This window comes from Acidobacteriaceae bacterium (genome assembly GCA_035944135.1).
In the GTDB taxonomy this organism is placed as follows: Bacteria; Acidobacteriota; Terriglobia; order Terriglobales; family Acidobacteriaceae; genus Granulicella.
In genome coordinates this window covers 84,880-100,893 of the sequence record DASZBM010000001.1, presented here as the reverse complement: position 1 = coordinate 100,893, position 16,014 = coordinate 84,880, and the positions used below count along the sequence as shown (strand labels likewise).

The following is a 16,014-nucleotide window of genomic DNA, read 5'->3' as shown; positions in this document are numbered from 1 at the left end:
TGAATATCCACGAGGCAGGAAGCGTTTGTTCGCGTCCAGAAATATCTTCTCTACAAAGGAATTTAGCGAATGCACAGAGGCTTTGATCGCAGAACCTTTCTAGCTGGTGTCAGCGCGGCAGGACTCGGCTGCGCGCTTCCGCAGGAGATGCTCGCCGGCGGGTACAACGGGCCGATCGCGCACGAGATTGCGCAGGTTGATCAGCAACTCGCCACGCCGAAAGACAAGATCCGTTTTGCTGTTGCCGGCATGAGTCACGACCACATCTACGGTATGGTCGGCGCGATTCAGCGGGGCGGCGGCGAACTGGTGTTGGCGCAGGGAACTGAGCCCGACAAAGTGGCAGCATTCAAGAAGCGCTTCCCCGATGTGAAGTGGGCCGCGACCGAAGACGAGGTGATTCACGATCCCTCGATTCAACTCGTCTTGAGCTCGAAGATCGCAAGCGAACGTGCGCCGCTCGGCGTTCGCGTGATGCGCGCGGGCAAGGACTTCCTCTCCGACAAGCCGGGCATCACCACGCTGGAGCAGCTTGCTGAAGTGCGCCGGACAATCGCCGAGACCAAGCGCATCTACGCCATCATGTATAGCGAGCGGCTCGAGGTGAAGGGAGCGGTCAAGGCTGGAGATCTCGTGCAGGCTGGTGCGATCGGCCGCGTGATCCAGACGATCAACATTGCGCCGCACCAGATTCATCAGGGAGCAGGCGATAGCGGAGGCGGTGAAGGCCGGCCGGACTGGTTCTGGAATGATGCGCAGTATGGCGGCATTCTCTGCGACATCGGATCACACCAGATCGATCAGTTTCTGTATTACACGCGCTCCAGCGAAGCGGAGGTAGTTGCCTCGCAGATTGCGAACGTCGCGCATCAGGATCACCCGCACTTTCAGGACTTCGGCGACATGATGCTGCGCGGCAATCGCGGATTCGGTTATGTCCGGCTCGACTGGTTCACGCCGAAGGGGCTCGGCACATGGGGCGACGGACGCCTGTTCATCCTCGGCACTGAGGGCTACATCGAGGTGCGCAAGTACACGAACGTTGCGGTCAGCAAACAGGGCAACAATCTTTTCATCGTCGACGCCAAACAGGCACGCTACATCGACTGCAATAACGTGACCTTGCCGTTTGGTCCGCAGTTTGTGTCGGATGTTGTGAATCGTACGCACACCGCGCAGGATCAGACGCAGTGTCTGCTCGCGGCAGAGCTGTCGATCAAGGCGCAGAAGAATGCGAAGTTTGTGAAACTCGAAGCCTGAGCGGCGCAAGTTCTGACTCACGCCGCACTTGGAGACGGCCATGAAAAAGGTTAATCGTCGATCGTTCGTGAAGGGATCAATGATGGCCGCGGCGGCCGGTTTCCCGACGATCGTGCCCGCGCGCGTGCTGGGCCAGGATGCGCCGTCGAATCGTATCAACATCGCGGCGATTGGTGTGGGACGTATATCGCGAGTGCACGACATGCCCGGGGTGTTGCAGTACACCGGCGTTGCGGGACCGAGGAACAATCGCATCGTTGCTGTATGCGACCTTGATGCCAACCGTGTTGAATCCGGTAAACAGTTCGTGAACGACGCCTACACCAAAAAGTTGGGCAAGTCGTACAGCAGCACGCTCGGATACAGCGACTATCGTGAGCTGCTCGCGAACAAAGAGATTGATGCTGTGCTGATCTCCACGCCGGACCATCAGCATGCACAGCTTGCGGTGGCGGCAACGCGCGCAGGCAAAGATGTTTACCTGCAGAAGCCCTCGTCACTCACCATCAGCGAAGGGCGCACCATGGTGAATGATGTAAATGCGACCGGGCGTATCCTGCAGATTGGATCGCAGCAGAGAAGCTGGAAGCAATTTCATCGCGCGTGCGAGTTGGTGAGGAACGGACGCATCGGTGAAGTACAACGTGTCGAGATTGGACTGCCCGGAGATCCTGCGGGTGGGAACCCTGCGCCAATGCCAGTGCCGACAGGTTTTCAGTACGACCACTGGCTTGGCTCAACTCCCAATGTTTATTACACGGTCGATCGTGTGATGCCGCAGCAGGGATTCGATCGGCCGGGCTGGCTGCGCATGGAGCAGTTTGGCGCAGGCATGATCACGGGGTGGGGAGCGCACCACATCGACACAGCGCACTGGGGAATGGACACGGAACTGACTGGACCGATCGAGGTGTGGGGTTCGGCTGAGTTCCCGACGCACGGGCTGTGGAATGTTCATGGGCCGTTCAAGACCTACGGCCGATACGCGAACGGCGTCGAGATGACAATCTCGGGCGAGTTTCAGAATGGCATCAAGTGGTACGGCACGAAGGGATGGATCTTCGTGCAGCGCGATGGAATGAACTCGCCGACGGCCAAGCCGGGTGACCCCGTGCCGAAGGTTGAGGTGCTGCAGGCGAGCGATCCGAAAATTCTGACAAGCGTGATCGGGCCGAACGAGATTCATCTGTACACAAGTGACGATCAGCATGGTAACTGGCTTGATTGCATTCGCAGCCGCAAGCCACCGACCGCTCCGCCGGAGATCGGACATCGCGCTTGCTCGACGTGTCTTGTGCACTGGATCGCGATGAAGACGAAGCGGCGTCTGCACTGGAATCCCGAGACGGAGCGCTTTGTGAACGATGATGGCGCGAACGCAATGCTGAGCCGGCCGCGCCGCGAAGGCTACGAACTGGCTTAGCTGTTCGGTTGTCCCCATCCGCCGCCGCCTGGCGTTTCGATGCGCACGATCGTGCCTCGAGGAAGATGCTGGCTTGACTTTGCTGAAAGCTTCGTCGAGGCAGAATCTCCTGGCGTCATCGCAGTTGCGGCTCCTGATGAACCGGGGCAGCCTCCGCTCAGAGAGTATGGCGCGAACCTCTGCCTATCGGAAAGCAAAGTGAGCTGCGAATCCGCGAGGAGTTCGAACTCGCGTATCAGGCCGTCTCCTCCGCGGAACCTTCCATTTCCGCCCGAGCTACGACGGTAGCTGTACTGTTTCACGCGCAGCGGATATTCGAACTCCAGCGATTCAATCGGCGTGTTCAGCGAGTTCGTCATGTGCGTGTGCACGCCGGATGTTCCATTGCCTGATGGGCCTCCTCCCATTCCACCCGCGATCGTCTCGTAATAGGTGAATGGCAGATGTTTTCGCGGGTCGACGCCGCCAATCGTCAGGTTCGACATGGTTCCCGCACTCGCAGCGGGAATGCGATCCGGGGCCGCTTGTGCGAAGGCGCGCAGGATTGTGTCGACGATACGTTGTGAGGTCTCGACATTGCCGCCCGCGACCGCGGCTGGTGACTGTGCGTCGACGACTGTGCCGGTAGATGTTTTGAGAGTGAGAGGGCGAAGTGTACCTGCAGTTGTCGGTGAGCCATCTGGCAGGAGACAGCGGAGGACATACAGGCAAGCCGATAACGTGATCGAGCGCACTGCGTTGATGCTGCCGCTCACCTGTGCCGAGCTCCCGCCAAAGTCCAGCTCTAAGCTTTCTGCGTCGGGATGAAGCCGCAGCGCAACCGCTATCCTGACGGGATCGGCGGAAATGCCATCGTCATCGAGGAAGTCTTCGGCAGAGTACTCGCCCGCTGACATCAATCGAAGCTCAGCTCGGACCAGGCGTTCGGAGTGGTCGAGCAGATCTTCGCATAGTTGCGCGAGGTGCGTTGAGCTGTACCGTTCGCTGAGATGAATCAGCCGCTCCTCACCGATGCGACAGGCGCCGATCTGCGCGGCGAGGTCGCCCTCGCGCTCGGTTGGGGTGCGAACGTTGTGCAGAATAAGTTGAAGCACGTCATTCTGCGTTTCGCCATGGCGCACGATGTGGACAGGAGGGATGCGAATGCCTTCCTGGAAGATCTCGCGGGCCGGTCCCATCGATCCAGCAAACATGCCACCGACATCAGAGTGGTGCGCGCGTGCGGCAACATAGAAGATCGGTTCGTGCGCGTTCGCGAAGACCGGCATCACCATGGTGATGTCGGGAAGGTGGGTTCCTCCGGCGTACGGATCGTTCAGGATCCCGATATCGCCTTTGCTGAACTGCATGGCGCCGACAGCGGCGAGTACAGACATTGGCATGGAGCCAAGGTGGACGGGCATGTGGTCGCCCATCGCGACGACGCGAGCTTTGCCATCGAAGATCGCGCAGGAGTAATCACGGCGCTCCTTGATGTTGGGCGAAACAGCGGAGCGCCGCAGAGCCGCACCCATCTCTTCGGCGATGGAAGTCATCGCGTTCTGGAAGACCGCAAGCTCGATCGGATCGACTGCGCTCATCGGGTATCTCCAGTCGGGATGGCAATGATCAGATTGCTGAAGCCGTCCACTTCGAGCGAGCAATCGGGCGGAAGCACGGTTGTTGAAGTGTACTCGCCGATGAGAGCGGGACCGGAGATCGAATCGCCGGGCCGCAGCAGGTCACGATCATAGGTTGCCGAGGCGAACCATGCACCGCTGAAGTAGATCTGTTTCGTGCCGCGAAGAGCTTGTGAGCCATCGCTTTTTCGCGGCGGCGTTTCGCGAAAGCTGAATGGTTCTGCAGGAATGCGAAGCCGCAGACGCAGGTTAACGATTTCGATCTGGCGGTTACGGTCTGAAAACCCAAAGTGGCGTTGATGCAGCGCGTGGAATGCTTCTGCTGCATCGGCGGTGCAGGGCACGTTAAGTTCGTAGCCCTGGCCCTTGTAGCGCAGATCAAGGCTGCGCTCGAGACTCAGCGAGTCTTCTGAAGAGAACTCTGCGGGAATATCTGCTTGCAGGGTTTCGAAGTGTCGATTGAGTTCGTGGAGCATGGAGCCGGGAAGCATGACGGTGCGTGAGAGTTCGCGGGTGGTATCGGCGAGCAGGATGCCCATCGCGGAGAGCGCTCCCGGGATGGCGGGGACGATCACCCTCGAGATGCGGAGCGAGCGGGCGAGAGCGCAGGCGTGGAGCGGTCCGCCACCGCCGAACGCGAGCAGAGCGAAGTCGCGCGGATCGTGCCCGCGCTCGATGGAGACGAAGCGGATGGCGCGTTCCATGTTCGATTCGACGACGCGAAGAATGCCCTCCGCGAACTCCTCGACGCTGGAGAGAAGACCTTTGTGTTGCGAGAAGGCCTCGCGGGCACGATCGATATTCAGGGCGACGGTGCCATCCACGAAGCGCTGGTCGTCGAGGCGTCCAAGGATCAAATTTGCATCGGTTACGGTGGGTTTTTCACCGTTTCCGAAGCAGATGGGTGCGGGGTCGGAGCCGGCCGATTCGGGGCCGACGCGGAGAAGGCCGCCGGAGTCGAACCGGGCGAGCGAGCCTCCACCCGCGCCGACGGTGTGAACGTCGAGCATGGGGACGCTGACGGGGAGGCCGCTGATCTGAGATTCGCTGCGAAGCTGCAGTGGGCCTTGCGTGGTGTCGATGAGGAAGACGTCGGTGGAGGTGCCACCCATGTCGAGACCGATGAGGCGAGGGAAGCCGGCGGCGGTTGCGATCTTGGAGGCGGCGATGACTCCGCCGGCGGGGCCGGAGAGGATGGTGCGGACGGGTTCGGCGGCGGCGGTTGCGGCCGGAATGATGCCGCCGGACGACTGCATGACGTGTACGGTGCTGCCGGTGAACTCTGAGGCGATCTGCTGCTCGAGCGACAGCAGGTAGCTCTGCATGAGGGGCATCAGGTAGGCGTTGGTGACTACCGTGGAGGCACGCTCGTACTCGCGGAACTCGGGAAGGATGCGATGCGAGGTCGAGATCGGGAGGTTGAGTTTGCGAAGAGCGGTTTCAATCAGGAGTTCGTTGTTTGGGCGAAGGAAACTGAAGAGCGTGGAGATGGCGATGGATTCGGCGTTGGTGGCTGCGATGCGTTGGGCGAGTTCGTTCAACTCGCTCTTGTCGGGTTCGTGGAGCAGATCGGTTTCCGGGGTGACGCGTTCGTTGATGCCGAAGCGGAGGGCTTCAGGGACGAGGCAGGCGGGGCCGGGACTGAAGAGGTCGTAGAGGCGGGGGCGGGCCTGGCGACCGATGGCGATGGTGTCCTCGAAGCCCGCGGTGGTGACGAAGGCCACGCGGGCGCCTTTGCGCTCGAGCATGGCGTTGGTGCCGACGGTGGTGCCGTGGCGGACCTCGAGACCGTGAGGCTGGCCGATGGCGCGGAGGCCGTTGACGACGGCTGTGGCCGGGTTCGAAGGTGTGGAGCGGAGTTTGAGGACGCGGAGTGTTCCGGCGTCGAGGTAGACGCAATCGGTGAAGGTTCCGCCTGTGTCGATGGCTATGCGCAAACCAGGTCGCTCATGAGTACTTTACCTGAGGATCGGGTACCCCCCTCCCCCCGTACCTTTTTTGCGCAAAATCTTCAGGACATTGAGTTTAGGTTCGGACCTAAGTATCGCGCCAGCGGTCCTGCCAGGGCAAAACGAAAAGGCTGCCAATGGCAGCCTCTGAACTTTTCTATCTCTATATATCTATTGTACGAAATCGAGCGAAATTAATTCCGGATATTTCCACGAGGCGGTTGCGGTTTGGTTTGTTTGGATTACGAGGATTTCAACAGTTGCCGGGGCTTGACAGCGAAATCAAGGAGGAGGGAGACCGCCGAGGTACATGTAGCTGTGATCAGGCTGTGAGGCGAGCAGCTTGGTGATGGCGGGGTCAGGGAAGCGGCGGTTGTAGGGCTCGGCCCAGCCGATGGCTTCGGCGGATGGAGGGTCGGGGCGCTCCTGCCGGAGGTGGGTGCGGTTGTCGAAGAGGGAAGAGTCGACGAGGCCGTGGGTGGAGACTTCGACGAGCTTCCTGAGCGCGCCGTGATTTTCGGCGTAGGGGTCGACGCCGTTGGGGAGGCCGAGCTCGGCGAGCATGACGAGTGGCGAGGCGGCGTAGAGATGGTAGTGAAGAGCGCGCTTGCCGCGGCGCATCTCTTCAGGGAGCGTGCCGTCGGGCTGAATGGCGTCGATGCCGTCCTTTGCGCGCTGCATGGCCCAGTCGAAGTCGCTTTCGTTGTTTGCGGCGATGCCGGTGGCCGCGACTTGAACGGCGGCCCAGTAGAAGTGATTTTGGGCGTCGGTGTGTGTCTTGCGCTGATGCTCGTCGTAATAGTCGCGGGTCAGGTCAGCTTCCTTCTGGAGCCAGGAGAGGATGAGGCTGCGTTGTGCTGCTGTGGCGCGTGCGTTGGCGTCGATTTTGAGCCAGCCGATGGCTGCGGCGCCGGCGACCCAACCTTGCACATAGTAGGCCTGGCTGGAGGACATTTTGCCGGTGAGTGCGTTGTCGCGCGCGTCGGCTTCGAGATGCTGGAGAACGCAGCGGGCTGCGTCGGCGGAGCCGGTGGTGCGAAAGGCGTCAGCTGCGGCGACGATGACATTGCCTTCGTGCTTTATGGGGCCAGAGGTCTCGTTGTAAGCCTTCTGTTTTACGGGATCGATGATGGAGTGCGTGGGATCGTTGTCGGCATAGAAGCCATTGGTGACGAAATCGACGGGCAGGTGCGCGGAAGCGGGACAGGCGTAGGACGCGTTGGTGGCGTGGACTGGATGGGTGTCCCAGGGTGAGTGCAGCGGTGCCGCGGCGAGGAGAGATGCGGATTGGAGCGCGGTGAGAAAAAGGATCGAGCGGAGATGAAACTTCAACGAAATCTCCTCAATAGCGAGATGGAATGATGATATTCCGCTGCCCGGCGGACGTGAGGCGCTAATGGAGTCGCGGCTGACGCCGATAGAGAGAGGAGGCATCTCTGTGCTCAAGGTTGAGGGCTCCATGATTTCGCTGGTTGGGATTGTCATTGTTCTTGGGTCGGTGGTTGGTGGCTTTCTGATGGAGAAGGGGAAGCTTCCGGTGCTTTTGCAGCCTTCGGAGTTTGTGACGATTGTGGGCGCGGCGGTGGGCACGCTGATTGTGGCGAATCCGATGCGGGTGCTGAAGGCAGTTGGCGCGGGGATCGCAGGAGTGATGACGGGCAGCGGTGTGACGGAAAAGCTGTATGTCGAATCGCTGAAGATGCTTTTCGATCTGTTCACGAAGGCGCGCAAAGAGGGGTTGATTGCGATTGAGGGAGACATTGAGGAGCCGGAGAAGAGCGCGATCTTTTCGAAATACCCGAACTTTCTGAAGGACCATCACGGGACGGCGTTCGTGTGCGACACGATGCGGATGGCGGTTACGGGCGGCGTGAAGCCGTTTGACCTGGATCAGATGATGGAGCTGGATCTGGAGGTGCATCACCACACGTCGTATGCGGCGACGCAGGCGATGATGTCGATGGCGGATGCGCTGCCAGGGCTGGGGATTGTGGCCGCGGTGCTGGGGATCGTGGTGACGATGGGGGCGCTCGGCGGGCCGCCCGCGGAGATTGGACATAAGGTAGCTGCGGCGCTGGTGGGTACGTTTCTGGGAATCCTGCTGTGTTACGGCGTGATTGGGCCGCTGGCTGCGAACATGTCGAAGGCGGTTGAAGAGAAACATGCGTATTACGGCGTGCTGAGGACGACGCTGCTGGCGTTCGTCAAAGGCACGGCACCGATTATGGCGGTGGAGATTGGGCGAAGGGCGATCCCGGAGCATGTTCGGCCGAAGTTTGCGGAACTGGAGAACGCGTGCCGTGCGAGGGAATCGATGGCCGTGGAGGCCGCAGCCTGATGATGCATGAGATGAAGGGTGAGCCGGTCATCCTGATCAAGAGAAGGAAGGCGTCTCATGGCGGGCATCATGGAGGTGCGTGGAAGGTTGCGTATGCAGATTTTGTGACGGCGCTGATGAGCCTGTTTATTGTGCTGTGGTTGACGAGTTCGAGCGACCAGGTGAAGAAGTCGGTGGCGCTGTATTTCAATGATCCGAATGGAACGTCGACGCTGCAGGGGACGAACAGGAATGGAAGCGGGAACGCGCTGCCGCTCGATAAGAATGGGATGGAGCGGTTGAAGCAGCAACTGCTGCAAGCGGCGCAGCAGATGCCGAACTTCGACAAATTGAAGAACCAGGTGGAGATTACAGCGGAGCAGGATGGACTGCGAATCGAACTGATGGAACAGCCGGGCGGAACGTTCTTCAAGTCGGGAAGCGCGGAGCCTACGCCCGCGCTGCGGGATTTCTTGAAAGCGATTTCGCCGGAGCTGGGGAAGCTGCCCAACCGGCTTTCAATTGAGGGCCACACGGATTCAGTGCCCTATAGCGCCGGCAGCCTGTACACGAATTGGGAACTTTCCGCGGACCGCGCGAATGCGGCACGGCGGCTGATGCAAGGCAATGGGATTACGGCGGGTCAGGTGAAGGAGGTTCGTGGTTTCGCGGATCAACTTCCGCGGGTTGCAGGCAATCCCGGCGATCCATCGAACCGCAGAATCACGCTGATTGTTGTTCCGGGTGAGCTCACTCACCTGGCTCCGAGTCAAGCTGCGCTGGGGATCAGCAATCACCCAAAAGTGTCCCAATAAAGCTCAAGGATTTTGCGTCCCCGCCGATAGAGGAGACAACGCGGACTCGCCAGCGGGCGAGATGGAGGCCGATTTTCGATGCCGACTATTCCAGTTCTCTCACAACTTGAGAACTACCTGGCGCTGACGAATCAACGTGAGACGGTGCTTGCGTCGAACATGGCAAATGTCGACACGCCGGGCTATCGGACGAAGGACATTGATTTTCAGGGCGAACTCGCGCGCGCGATGGCGGCGCCGGCGGGGAGTTCTTCTCCGACTGTTGCAGTTCGCGATGTGAAGGGGCTGCTGGAGAGGCCGGATGGGAACAATGTGGACATCGATAAGCAGTCGCTCGAGCTGGGGGAGGCGCAGTTGCAATACCAGATGGGCACGCAGCTTATGAAGGATCGGTTTCACCAGATTCTGTCGGCGATCAACGGCGACCAGTAAGGGGCGAGCGAATGAGCATCTTCAATGCACTGGATATCAGCGCGTCGGCGCTCTCGGTGGAGCGGGAACGGTCAGAGGTAGCGGTATCGAATCTGGCGAATGTGGATACAACTCGTACGGCCTCGGGCACAGGGCCGTATCGGCGGCGCGAAGTGGTGATTCAGAACGGCGGCAGCTCACCGTTTCAGTCGGTGCTGAGTGGAGTGTCGGATCTGCAAGCTGGCGCGACTCCGGCAGGTGGTGTGAAGCTGACTCGCGTGGTGGAGGACAGTGCAGAGCCGATACGGCGATATGATCCGGGGCATCCCGATGCAGACAAGGACGGCTATGTTTCGTATCCGGCGATCAATCCTGCCGAAGAGATGGTTGATTTGATGGGGTCGGTGAGGGCGTATCAACTGAACGCGTCGGCGATTGCGGCGTCCAAGCAGATGATTCAACAGTCGATTGATGTTCTGAAGAGTTAGAGGATTGAAATGATAGACGGCATTGGATCGGCAATTCCTTCGATCGCGACACAACTGGGTAATGTTGCGACGAGCCCGGCAACAACGCAGGGCGCGGGATCAAGCTTTGCGGACGTGTTTCAGTCCGCAGTGAACGATGTTGACACGCTGCAGAACAATGCGGACCAGCAGGTCGCGAACCTATTGCAGGGCGGCGGAAACGGAGACATCGGGAAGACGATGGTGTCCGTTGAGAAGGCGGATGTGGCGTTCCAGTTGATGATGCAGGTGCGGAACAAGGTCGTGAGCGCCTATCAAGATATGGAAAAGATGCAGTTCTGAAGGGCGCTGACCAATGCAGAACAAGTTGGTGGAACATTTGAAGCAGCTATGGCTGCGGATGAATCCGCGCCAGAGGCTCGTCGTTGCAGGCGGCACAGTGGCGACGGTGGTGGGAGTGGGCGTGATCGTGATGGCGATGAGCTCCACGGATTACAAGCCATTGATGACGGGGATGGAGCCTGACGATGCGCAGACGGTTGCGCAGCAGCTCGCGGCGAAGAAGATCGATTACAAGATGTCGCCGGACGGCAAGGAGATTGATGTCGCTGCGAGCCAGTTGGACGCCGCACGGATGGAGGTTGTGTCGCAGGGGACGACACACAGCGGGCGAATGGGGTTCGAGCTTTTCGACAAGACGTCATGGGGACAGACGGAGTTTGACGAGAAGGTGAATTATCAACGTGCGCTCGAGGGCGAACTGGAGCGGACGATTGGAACGCTGAGCAATGTGAAGAGCGCGCGCGTGCATCTTGTGATGGCACGAGACTCGGTGTTCCTGGATCGGGCGCAACCAGCGAAGGCTTCGGTGGCGCTGCGAATGAAGCGGGGTGCGCTGACGCAGGATCAAACGGACGCGATTGCAAGGCTGGTCAGCGGTGCGGTGGAGAATCTCGCGCCGGCAGACGTCTCGATCATTGACGCGGATACGAATGAGTTGCTGAACAGGCATAGCTCCACGATGGAAGGGCGCGAACTTGAGGACGAGCTTTCAAAGAGGCTGACAGCAACGCTGGGTCCCGTGGTGGGAGAAGACAATCTGCGAACGAGTGTGAATGTGGAGTATGACCTCACGAGCTCGGAAGAGAACGAAGATAAATATGATCCGGCGGTGAGCGCACTTTTGACGACGCAGAAGACGATGGAGCACACGGCCGACCAAGCGGATGGCGGTGTCGCGGGAACGGCAAGCAATGTGCCTTTGACGCCAGGTCAAGGAACGACGCAGTCGCAGGATGCGAATGCCGACGGGGGAACGCAGACATCAACTTCAGAGAATTCGACGTACGGCGTGAATCGGTTGACCAGGCATTCGATTGCGCCTGCCGGACGAATTCGTCGGATCACAGCAGCGATCCTGGTGAACGACTTTTCGGACAGGAAGATGGTGGACGGAAAAATGGTGGGATCCACCTACAAACGTTCACCAGGGCAGTTGAAGCAGCTGCAGGATCTGGCGGCATCGGTAATTGGGTTGGATGCGCAACGGGGCGACGTTGTCACGGTGGAGAACATGACCTTTGCGAATAACGGAGATGAGGATGTGCTGCCGGGGTTTGGAGAGCGTCTGCAGAGGACGTTGACTGAAAACACAAGTGCGCTTCGATACGCGTCGTTGCTGGTGCTGTTTCTGCTTGCGTGGGCACTTGTCATTCGGCCGGTGCAGAAGCAGGTGGCGGGTGTGGTGCGGGAACTCGGCGCCGGAACGGGGGAGCGAGCGGAGTCGCTCGCGATGACCAGCGTGCCGCAGCTTGCAGTCGATGATCTGGACCATCTGTTGGAAGCGGACACAAATACGGTCGGATTAAAGCGGCGGTTGAATGAGATGGTCCAGGCGGAGCCAGCGACGATGACGAGGACATTGCAGACATGGCTGCGGGAGTCGGAAGGATGACCGCGCTAACGGACTACAGCGACCTCCGGGGAGTGCAGAAGGCTGCCATCCTGATGACCGTGCTAGGTGATGATGCGGCGGCGGTCTTCTTTCGGAACCTGCCCGAAGATGACCTGAAGTTGATAACCAAGGAGATCGCGAATCTGGGCCGCGTTCCCCCGCAAACATCGCAGCAGGTCCTGCGTGAGTATCAACAGATGACTGCGTCACGGGAGTTTGTGACGCAGGGAGGATCGGATACAGCGACGCGTCTGCTGGTGAAGGCTTTTGGCGAAAGCGGCGCCAGGGAGATGCAGAGCGCAATGGTGAGAACGGATGAGCTGAACTCCGGGCGTGCGGAGTCGCTGCAGAAGGCGGATCCGAAGCAGCTCGCGCGACTGCTGGAAGGTGAGCATCCGCAGACAGTCGCCTTGGTATTGGGCCATCTTGAACCGAAGCAGGCGTCGGCGCTGCTGACGCATTTGCCGCGCTCGGCGCGAGCAGAGTCGGTGCGCAGACTCGCGAATCTGCGGCAGTTTTCTCCGGCGATGGCAGAGCGCATTTCGGCGGCATTTCATCGTCGTCTGCGTTCCGCGGGAGAGCTGAACAAGCGAACCTATTCCGGGTTTCAGAACGTCGCGCAATTGATGAACATTGTAGATACGGAGACGTCTCGCGAGATTCTGGAGAACATTGAGGGGCAGGATCCGAAGCTCGCCTCGAATATTCGCGAGCTGATGTTCACGTTTGAGGACTTCATGCGTTTGGATGACAGCCAATTGCGCGAGCTGTCCAGCGCGGTTGAACGAAACCTGCTGGCGATGGCATTGAAGGGGGCGAGTCCGGATCTGAGAGAACGTTTCTTCAAGACGATGTCTGTTCGCGCGGTGGAATTACTGAAGGAAGAGATGGAGCAGCTGGGGCCGGTACGGAGCAAAGACGCACTGCGCGCTCACGGAGAGATGGTAAGCGTTGCGCGGCAGCTAGAAGAACAGGGAAAGATGAACCTGCGTATGGATGAAGGGGACGCGTTTGTCTAGTGGATTGATTTCGATCCAGGCGCTTGAGTATCGGGAGGTGGGCCGCTATGGCAACGCGTTAGCGGCCGCCGTGCCCGCGCCTGAGCTCATTGAGTCGGAGCAGAACCCGGGGGTTTCGGAAGAGGAGGTCACCCGGCGAGTGCAATCTGCGCGCGAGGAGGCGAAGGCAGAGGCCGAGGAACGAATTCGTGTTGAGCGGGATCGCGCGCGAGAAGAAGCAGAAGAGCGACTGGCGCAGCGGTTGCGGGAGTTTGAGCTTGAGCGAAGCAATTACTTGCGGTCCGTGGAGCGCGAGGTGGTTCAACTGTCACTCGCAATTGCACGCAAAATTATCCAGCGCGAAGCTGAGGTGGATCCGACCTTACTGTCAGGTCTAGTTCGGATTGCCTTGGACAGAATGCAATGCGGAACCGCTGTGCGGGTTCGTGTTGCACCGGCTGAGGCGGAGCGCTGGAGAAAATTGGGAAGAAACGATGGCAGTCGGGCTCAATGGGATGTTGTTGCCGATGAGCAGCTGCAGGCAACCGATTGCATCGTTGAGACGGAGTTGGGGACTGCGAACTTTAGCTTTGAAGCGCAGTTGCGCGATGTGGAAGAGAGCTTCGCGCAGCTGCTGGCGCACAGGCCGGCTGCATGAGATCTCAGGTACTTGGACAGCTCGAAGATTATGTGAACCAGTGCTCGCCGATCCGATGGAAGGGACGGGTGAGTCGAGTGACGGGTAACCTCATTGAGTCGGATGGGCCTTTTGGTTGCATTGGCGAGGCGTGTGAGATCGAGAGTGCGAATGGAGTCGCGTTTGCTGGCGAGATCATTGGCTTTCGTGGGCGAACTGTTTTATCGATGATGACGGAGGCTCCAGCGGGAGTCCGTCTGGGCGATGCGATCACTGCGGTAGGAAGAAGACCGTCGGTGCGCGTTGGCGCGGACTTACTGGGACGTGTGCTGGACGCGAGCGGCAAGCCGATGGATGGGATGGGGAGTTATCGCTCGACGCGGGTGATGGAGATTGAACGGCCGGCGCCGCAGCCGTTCGAACGACTGCCGATCCGGGAACACTTGGGCTGCGGGATTCGGGCGCTTGATGGATTTGTTCCTTGCGGACGTGGACAGCGGCTGGGAATTTTTGGGGGAAGCGGTGTCGGCAAGAGCACGCTGCTGGGAATGATGTCGCGGGGAACAGCGGCAGATGTGATCGTGATGGCGCTGGTGGGCGAACGCGGCCGAGAGGTTGGAGAGTTTCTCGAGGTCCTGGGAGAGCAGGGCCGATCGCGGAGTGTGGTGGTTGTTTCGACGTCCAATGAGCCGCCTCTGTTGCGCTTGCGGGCTCCGTTGCTGGCTACGGCGGTTGCGGAGGCATTTGCGGCTGAAGGAAGAGACGTGCTGCTTGTGGTGGATTCGCTGACGCGCTTTGCGATGGCGCAGCGCGAGATTGGTCTCGCGGCAGGTGAGCCACCGACTGCGAAGGGATATACGCCGTCGGTATTGAACAAGCTCGCGTGCCTTGTGGAGCGTGCCGGGCGTTTTCGAACTGGAAGCATCACGGGGTTCTATACGGTGCTGATGGAAGGTGACGATCAGCAGGACCCAGTTGTGGACACGGTGCGATCGCTGCTTGATGGGCACATTATTCTGAGTCGCGCGCTGGCAACGAAAGGGCATTATCCACCGATCGCGGTTCTGGACAGCCTTAGCCGGCTGATGCCGCAGATTGTGAGTAAGGAACACCTGAGGAAGGCTGCGGACGTGCGAGCACTGCTTGCTGCGTATGCGCGATCCGAAGACTTAATCCGGATTGGCGCATATCAGCGTGGAAGCGACGCAGTTCTGGATCGCGCGCTGGAGGTGATGCCAGCTATAGAAGATTATCTGCGACAGGACACCGCGGGACTGTCCAGCTTTGATGATGCCGCGCGGATGTTGCTTGCCTTGCCGAGCTAACGATGCGTCCTGTTAATTCTTTGCACGTCATTCTCATGGTTCGGCGACAGCGAGAGGATGCCGCCGATCGCGCGTTGGCCGCGATCGGGCGAGAGATTTTGCAGTGGCGTATCCATGCCGAACAGGCGAGATCCGGATTAGCCGCGCTTGCGGCGTCGCGGATCCGGGAGATACAGTGCGTGGCGAACGCGGTGCACTATCAATCCAGCGACGCCCGATATAGAACTCTTGTGCACGAGTCCGCTGAAGCTGCAAAAAAAATCGAAAAGCTGGAGAAGGCAAGGGCGGAGCAGATGGCTGCCTACATTGCCGCGCGGCGCAATCGCGAGGTGGCGGAGAAGCTGGAGGAGGAACGCAGCGCGGCCCATGAGGCCGAGGTTGCTTTGCGGGAACAGAAGTGGAACGAGGATATGTTCCTTGCACGCAAGGTATCGAATTCAAACAGAAGCATGAGTTCAGGACACTTGTTTGGGACGAAAGAGTCAGCGTAGATCTCCACGTGTTCGTCGATAACAAGGGAATGCGCCGGAGCGCATGGAGGCGGACTATTCCGTGAGAGTGGGTGTGCATATGGAGAGCACGATGAATCCCCCCGCGGGCGGACTTGCCGCATTACTCATGGGAGCTCCGAAGGAAAGCTTTGCGTCCTTGCTTGATGGAGATGAGGCAGTGCAGCGAGAGTTGAAGAATCCAGCACTGTTAGAGGCCAAGCAAGGCGGTGGTCGGCATCGAGAATCCCAAGATCAAAGACACGAGCATACGCGCAACACTCGATCGTCCGACGATCGCGGCGACTCGGCTGGGATTGCGCGACCCCAAGTAAATGCAATGGTGGTCGA

15 protein-coding genes are annotated in these 16,014 nt (G+C 59.6%); 12 read left to right on the top strand and 3 right to left on the bottom strand.

The annotated features are described in order from the left end of the window. Positions 1-69: 69 nt before the first annotated feature. The gene (locus VGU25_00365) at positions 70-1,260 is read left to right on the top strand and encodes a Gfo/Idh/MocA family oxidoreductase (protein HEV2575634.1); all 1,191 of its coding nucleotides are present in this window, start codon (positions 70-72) and stop codon (positions 1,258-1,260) included. A 40-nt stretch (positions 1,261-1,300) separates the two neighbouring features. Beyond that, positions 1,301-2,683 (top strand): Gfo/Idh/MocA family oxidoreductase, encoded by a 1,383-nt coding sequence (locus VGU25_00360; protein HEV2575633.1) that lies wholly within the window; start codon positions 1,301-1,303, stop codon positions 2,681-2,683. Here VGU25_00360 and VGU25_00355 read toward each other — a convergent pair. The 3 genes from VGU25_00355 to VGU25_00345 form a co-directional block, all read right to left on the bottom strand. Then, positions 2,680-4,263, bottom strand: coding sequence for a hydantoinase B/oxoprolinase family protein (locus VGU25_00355; GenBank protein ID HEV2575632.1), 1,584 nt, complete (start codon positions 4,261-4,263; stop codon positions 2,680-2,682). The genes VGU25_00360 and VGU25_00355 overlap by 4 nt on opposite strands. Further along, positions 4,260-6,239 carry a hydantoinase/oxoprolinase family protein gene (locus VGU25_00350; GenBank protein ID HEV2575631.1) on the bottom strand — a complete coding sequence of 660 codons (1,980 nt, stop codon included), beginning with the start codon at positions 6,237-6,239 and terminating at the stop codon, positions 4,260-4,262. The genes VGU25_00355 and VGU25_00350 overlap by 4 nt, the downstream gene beginning before the upstream one ends. A gap of 294 nt (positions 6,240-6,533) precedes the next feature. Beyond that, positions 6,534-7,685 (bottom strand): alginate lyase family protein, encoded by a 1,152-nt coding sequence (locus VGU25_00345; GenBank protein HEV2575630.1) that lies wholly within the window; start codon positions 7,683-7,685, stop codon positions 6,534-6,536. Positions 7,686-7,689: 4 nt separating this feature from the next. On the opposite strand from VGU25_00345, the gene motA reads away from it, so the two are divergent. From motA to VGU25_00295, 10 genes are all read left to right on the top strand, one after another. Next, on the top strand, positions 7,690-8,589 hold the full coding sequence (gene motA, locus VGU25_00340; protein ID HEV2575629.1) for a flagellar motor stator protein MotA: 900 nt from the start codon (positions 7,690-7,692) through the stop codon (positions 8,587-8,589). After that, positions 8,589-9,383 carry a flagellar motor protein MotB gene (locus tag VGU25_00335; protein ID HEV2575628.1) on the top strand — a complete coding sequence of 265 codons (795 nt, stop codon included), beginning with the start codon at positions 8,589-8,591 and terminating at the stop codon, positions 9,381-9,383. The genes motA and VGU25_00335 overlap by 1 nt, the downstream gene beginning before the upstream one ends. A gap of 78 nt (positions 9,384-9,461) precedes the next feature. Beyond that, positions 9,462-9,815, top strand: coding sequence for a flagellar basal body protein (locus tag VGU25_00330; protein ID HEV2575627.1), 354 nt, complete (start codon positions 9,462-9,464; stop codon positions 9,813-9,815). A gap of 11 nt (positions 9,816-9,826) precedes the next feature. After that, entirely contained in the window at positions 9,827-10,282 is a 456-nt protein-coding gene (flgC, locus tag VGU25_00325; protein ID HEV2575626.1) for a flagellar basal body rod protein FlgC, read from the top strand. 9 nt (positions 10,283-10,291) lie between these two features. Further along, positions 10,292-10,603, top strand: coding sequence for a flagellar hook-basal body complex protein FliE (fliE, locus tag VGU25_00320; GenBank protein ID HEV2575625.1), 312 nt, complete (start codon positions 10,292-10,294; stop codon positions 10,601-10,603). A gap of 13 nt (positions 10,604-10,616) precedes the next feature. Next, entirely contained in the window at positions 10,617-12,215 is a 1,599-nt protein-coding gene (gene fliF, locus VGU25_00315) for a flagellar basal-body MS-ring/collar protein FliF (GenBank protein HEV2575624.1), read from the top strand. Beyond that, positions 12,212-13,234, top strand: a complete 1,023-nt coding sequence (gene fliG, locus VGU25_00310; protein ID HEV2575623.1) for a flagellar motor switch protein FliG — start codon at positions 12,212-12,214, stop codon at positions 13,232-13,234. Before fliF ends, fliG begins: the two co-directional genes overlap by 4 nt. Continuing rightward, a complete protein-coding gene (locus VGU25_00305) occupies positions 13,227-13,871 on the top strand; it encodes a FliH/SctL family protein (protein ID HEV2575622.1) in 645 nt (214 codons plus the stop codon). The genes fliG and VGU25_00305 overlap by 8 nt, the downstream gene beginning before the upstream one ends. Then, on the top strand, positions 13,868-15,175 hold the full coding sequence (locus VGU25_00300) for a FliI/YscN family ATPase (protein HEV2575621.1): 1,308 nt from the start codon (positions 13,868-13,870) through the stop codon (positions 15,173-15,175). The genes VGU25_00305 and VGU25_00300 overlap by 4 nt, the downstream gene beginning before the upstream one ends. A 20-nt stretch (positions 15,176-15,195) precedes the next feature. Further along, complete coding sequence (locus VGU25_00295) at positions 15,196-15,666, top strand: hypothetical protein (GenBank protein HEV2575620.1); 471 nt, start codon at positions 15,196-15,198, stop codon at positions 15,664-15,666. The last annotated feature ends 348 nt before the right edge of the window (positions 15,667-16,014 follow it).

What these genes read in the sequence shown, in the direction of transcription:
- VGU25_00330 (HEV2575627.1), top strand. Translation starts at nt 9,462, where the DNA reads ATGCCGACTATTCCAGTTCTCTCACAACTTGAGAACTACCTGGCGCTG.
- fliF (HEV2575624.1), top strand. Translation starts at nt 10,617, where the DNA reads ATGCAGAACAAGTTGGTGGAACATTTGAAGCAGCTATGGCTGCGGATG.
- fliE (HEV2575625.1), top strand. Translation starts at nt 10,292, where the DNA reads ATGATAGACGGCATTGGATCGGCAATTCCTTCGATCGCGACACAACTG.
- VGU25_00345 (HEV2575630.1), bottom strand. Translation starts at nt 7,685, where the DNA reads ATGCCTCCTCTCTCTATCGGCGTCAGCCGCGACTCCATTAGCGCCTCA.
- flgC (HEV2575626.1), top strand. Translation starts at nt 9,827, where the DNA reads ATGAGCATCTTCAATGCACTGGATATCAGCGCGTCGGCGCTCTCGGTG.
- VGU25_00360 (HEV2575633.1), top strand. Translation starts at nt 1,301, where the DNA reads ATGAAAAAGGTTAATCGTCGATCGTTCGTGAAGGGATCAATGATGGCC.
- VGU25_00300 (HEV2575621.1), top strand. Translation starts at nt 13,868, where the DNA reads ATGAGATCTCAGGTACTTGGACAGCTCGAAGATTATGTGAACCAGTGC.
- VGU25_00355 (HEV2575632.1), bottom strand. Translation starts at nt 4,263, where the DNA reads ATGAGCGCAGTCGATCCGATCGAGCTTGCGGTCTTCCAGAACGCGATG.
- fliG (HEV2575623.1), top strand. Translation starts at nt 12,212, where the DNA reads ATGACCGCGCTAACGGACTACAGCGACCTCCGGGGAGTGCAGAAGGCT.
- VGU25_00335 (HEV2575628.1), top strand. Translation starts at nt 8,589, where the DNA reads ATGATGCATGAGATGAAGGGTGAGCCGGTCATCCTGATCAAGAGAAGG.
- VGU25_00365 (HEV2575634.1), top strand. Translation starts at nt 70, where the DNA reads ATGCACAGAGGCTTTGATCGCAGAACCTTTCTAGCTGGTGTCAGCGCG.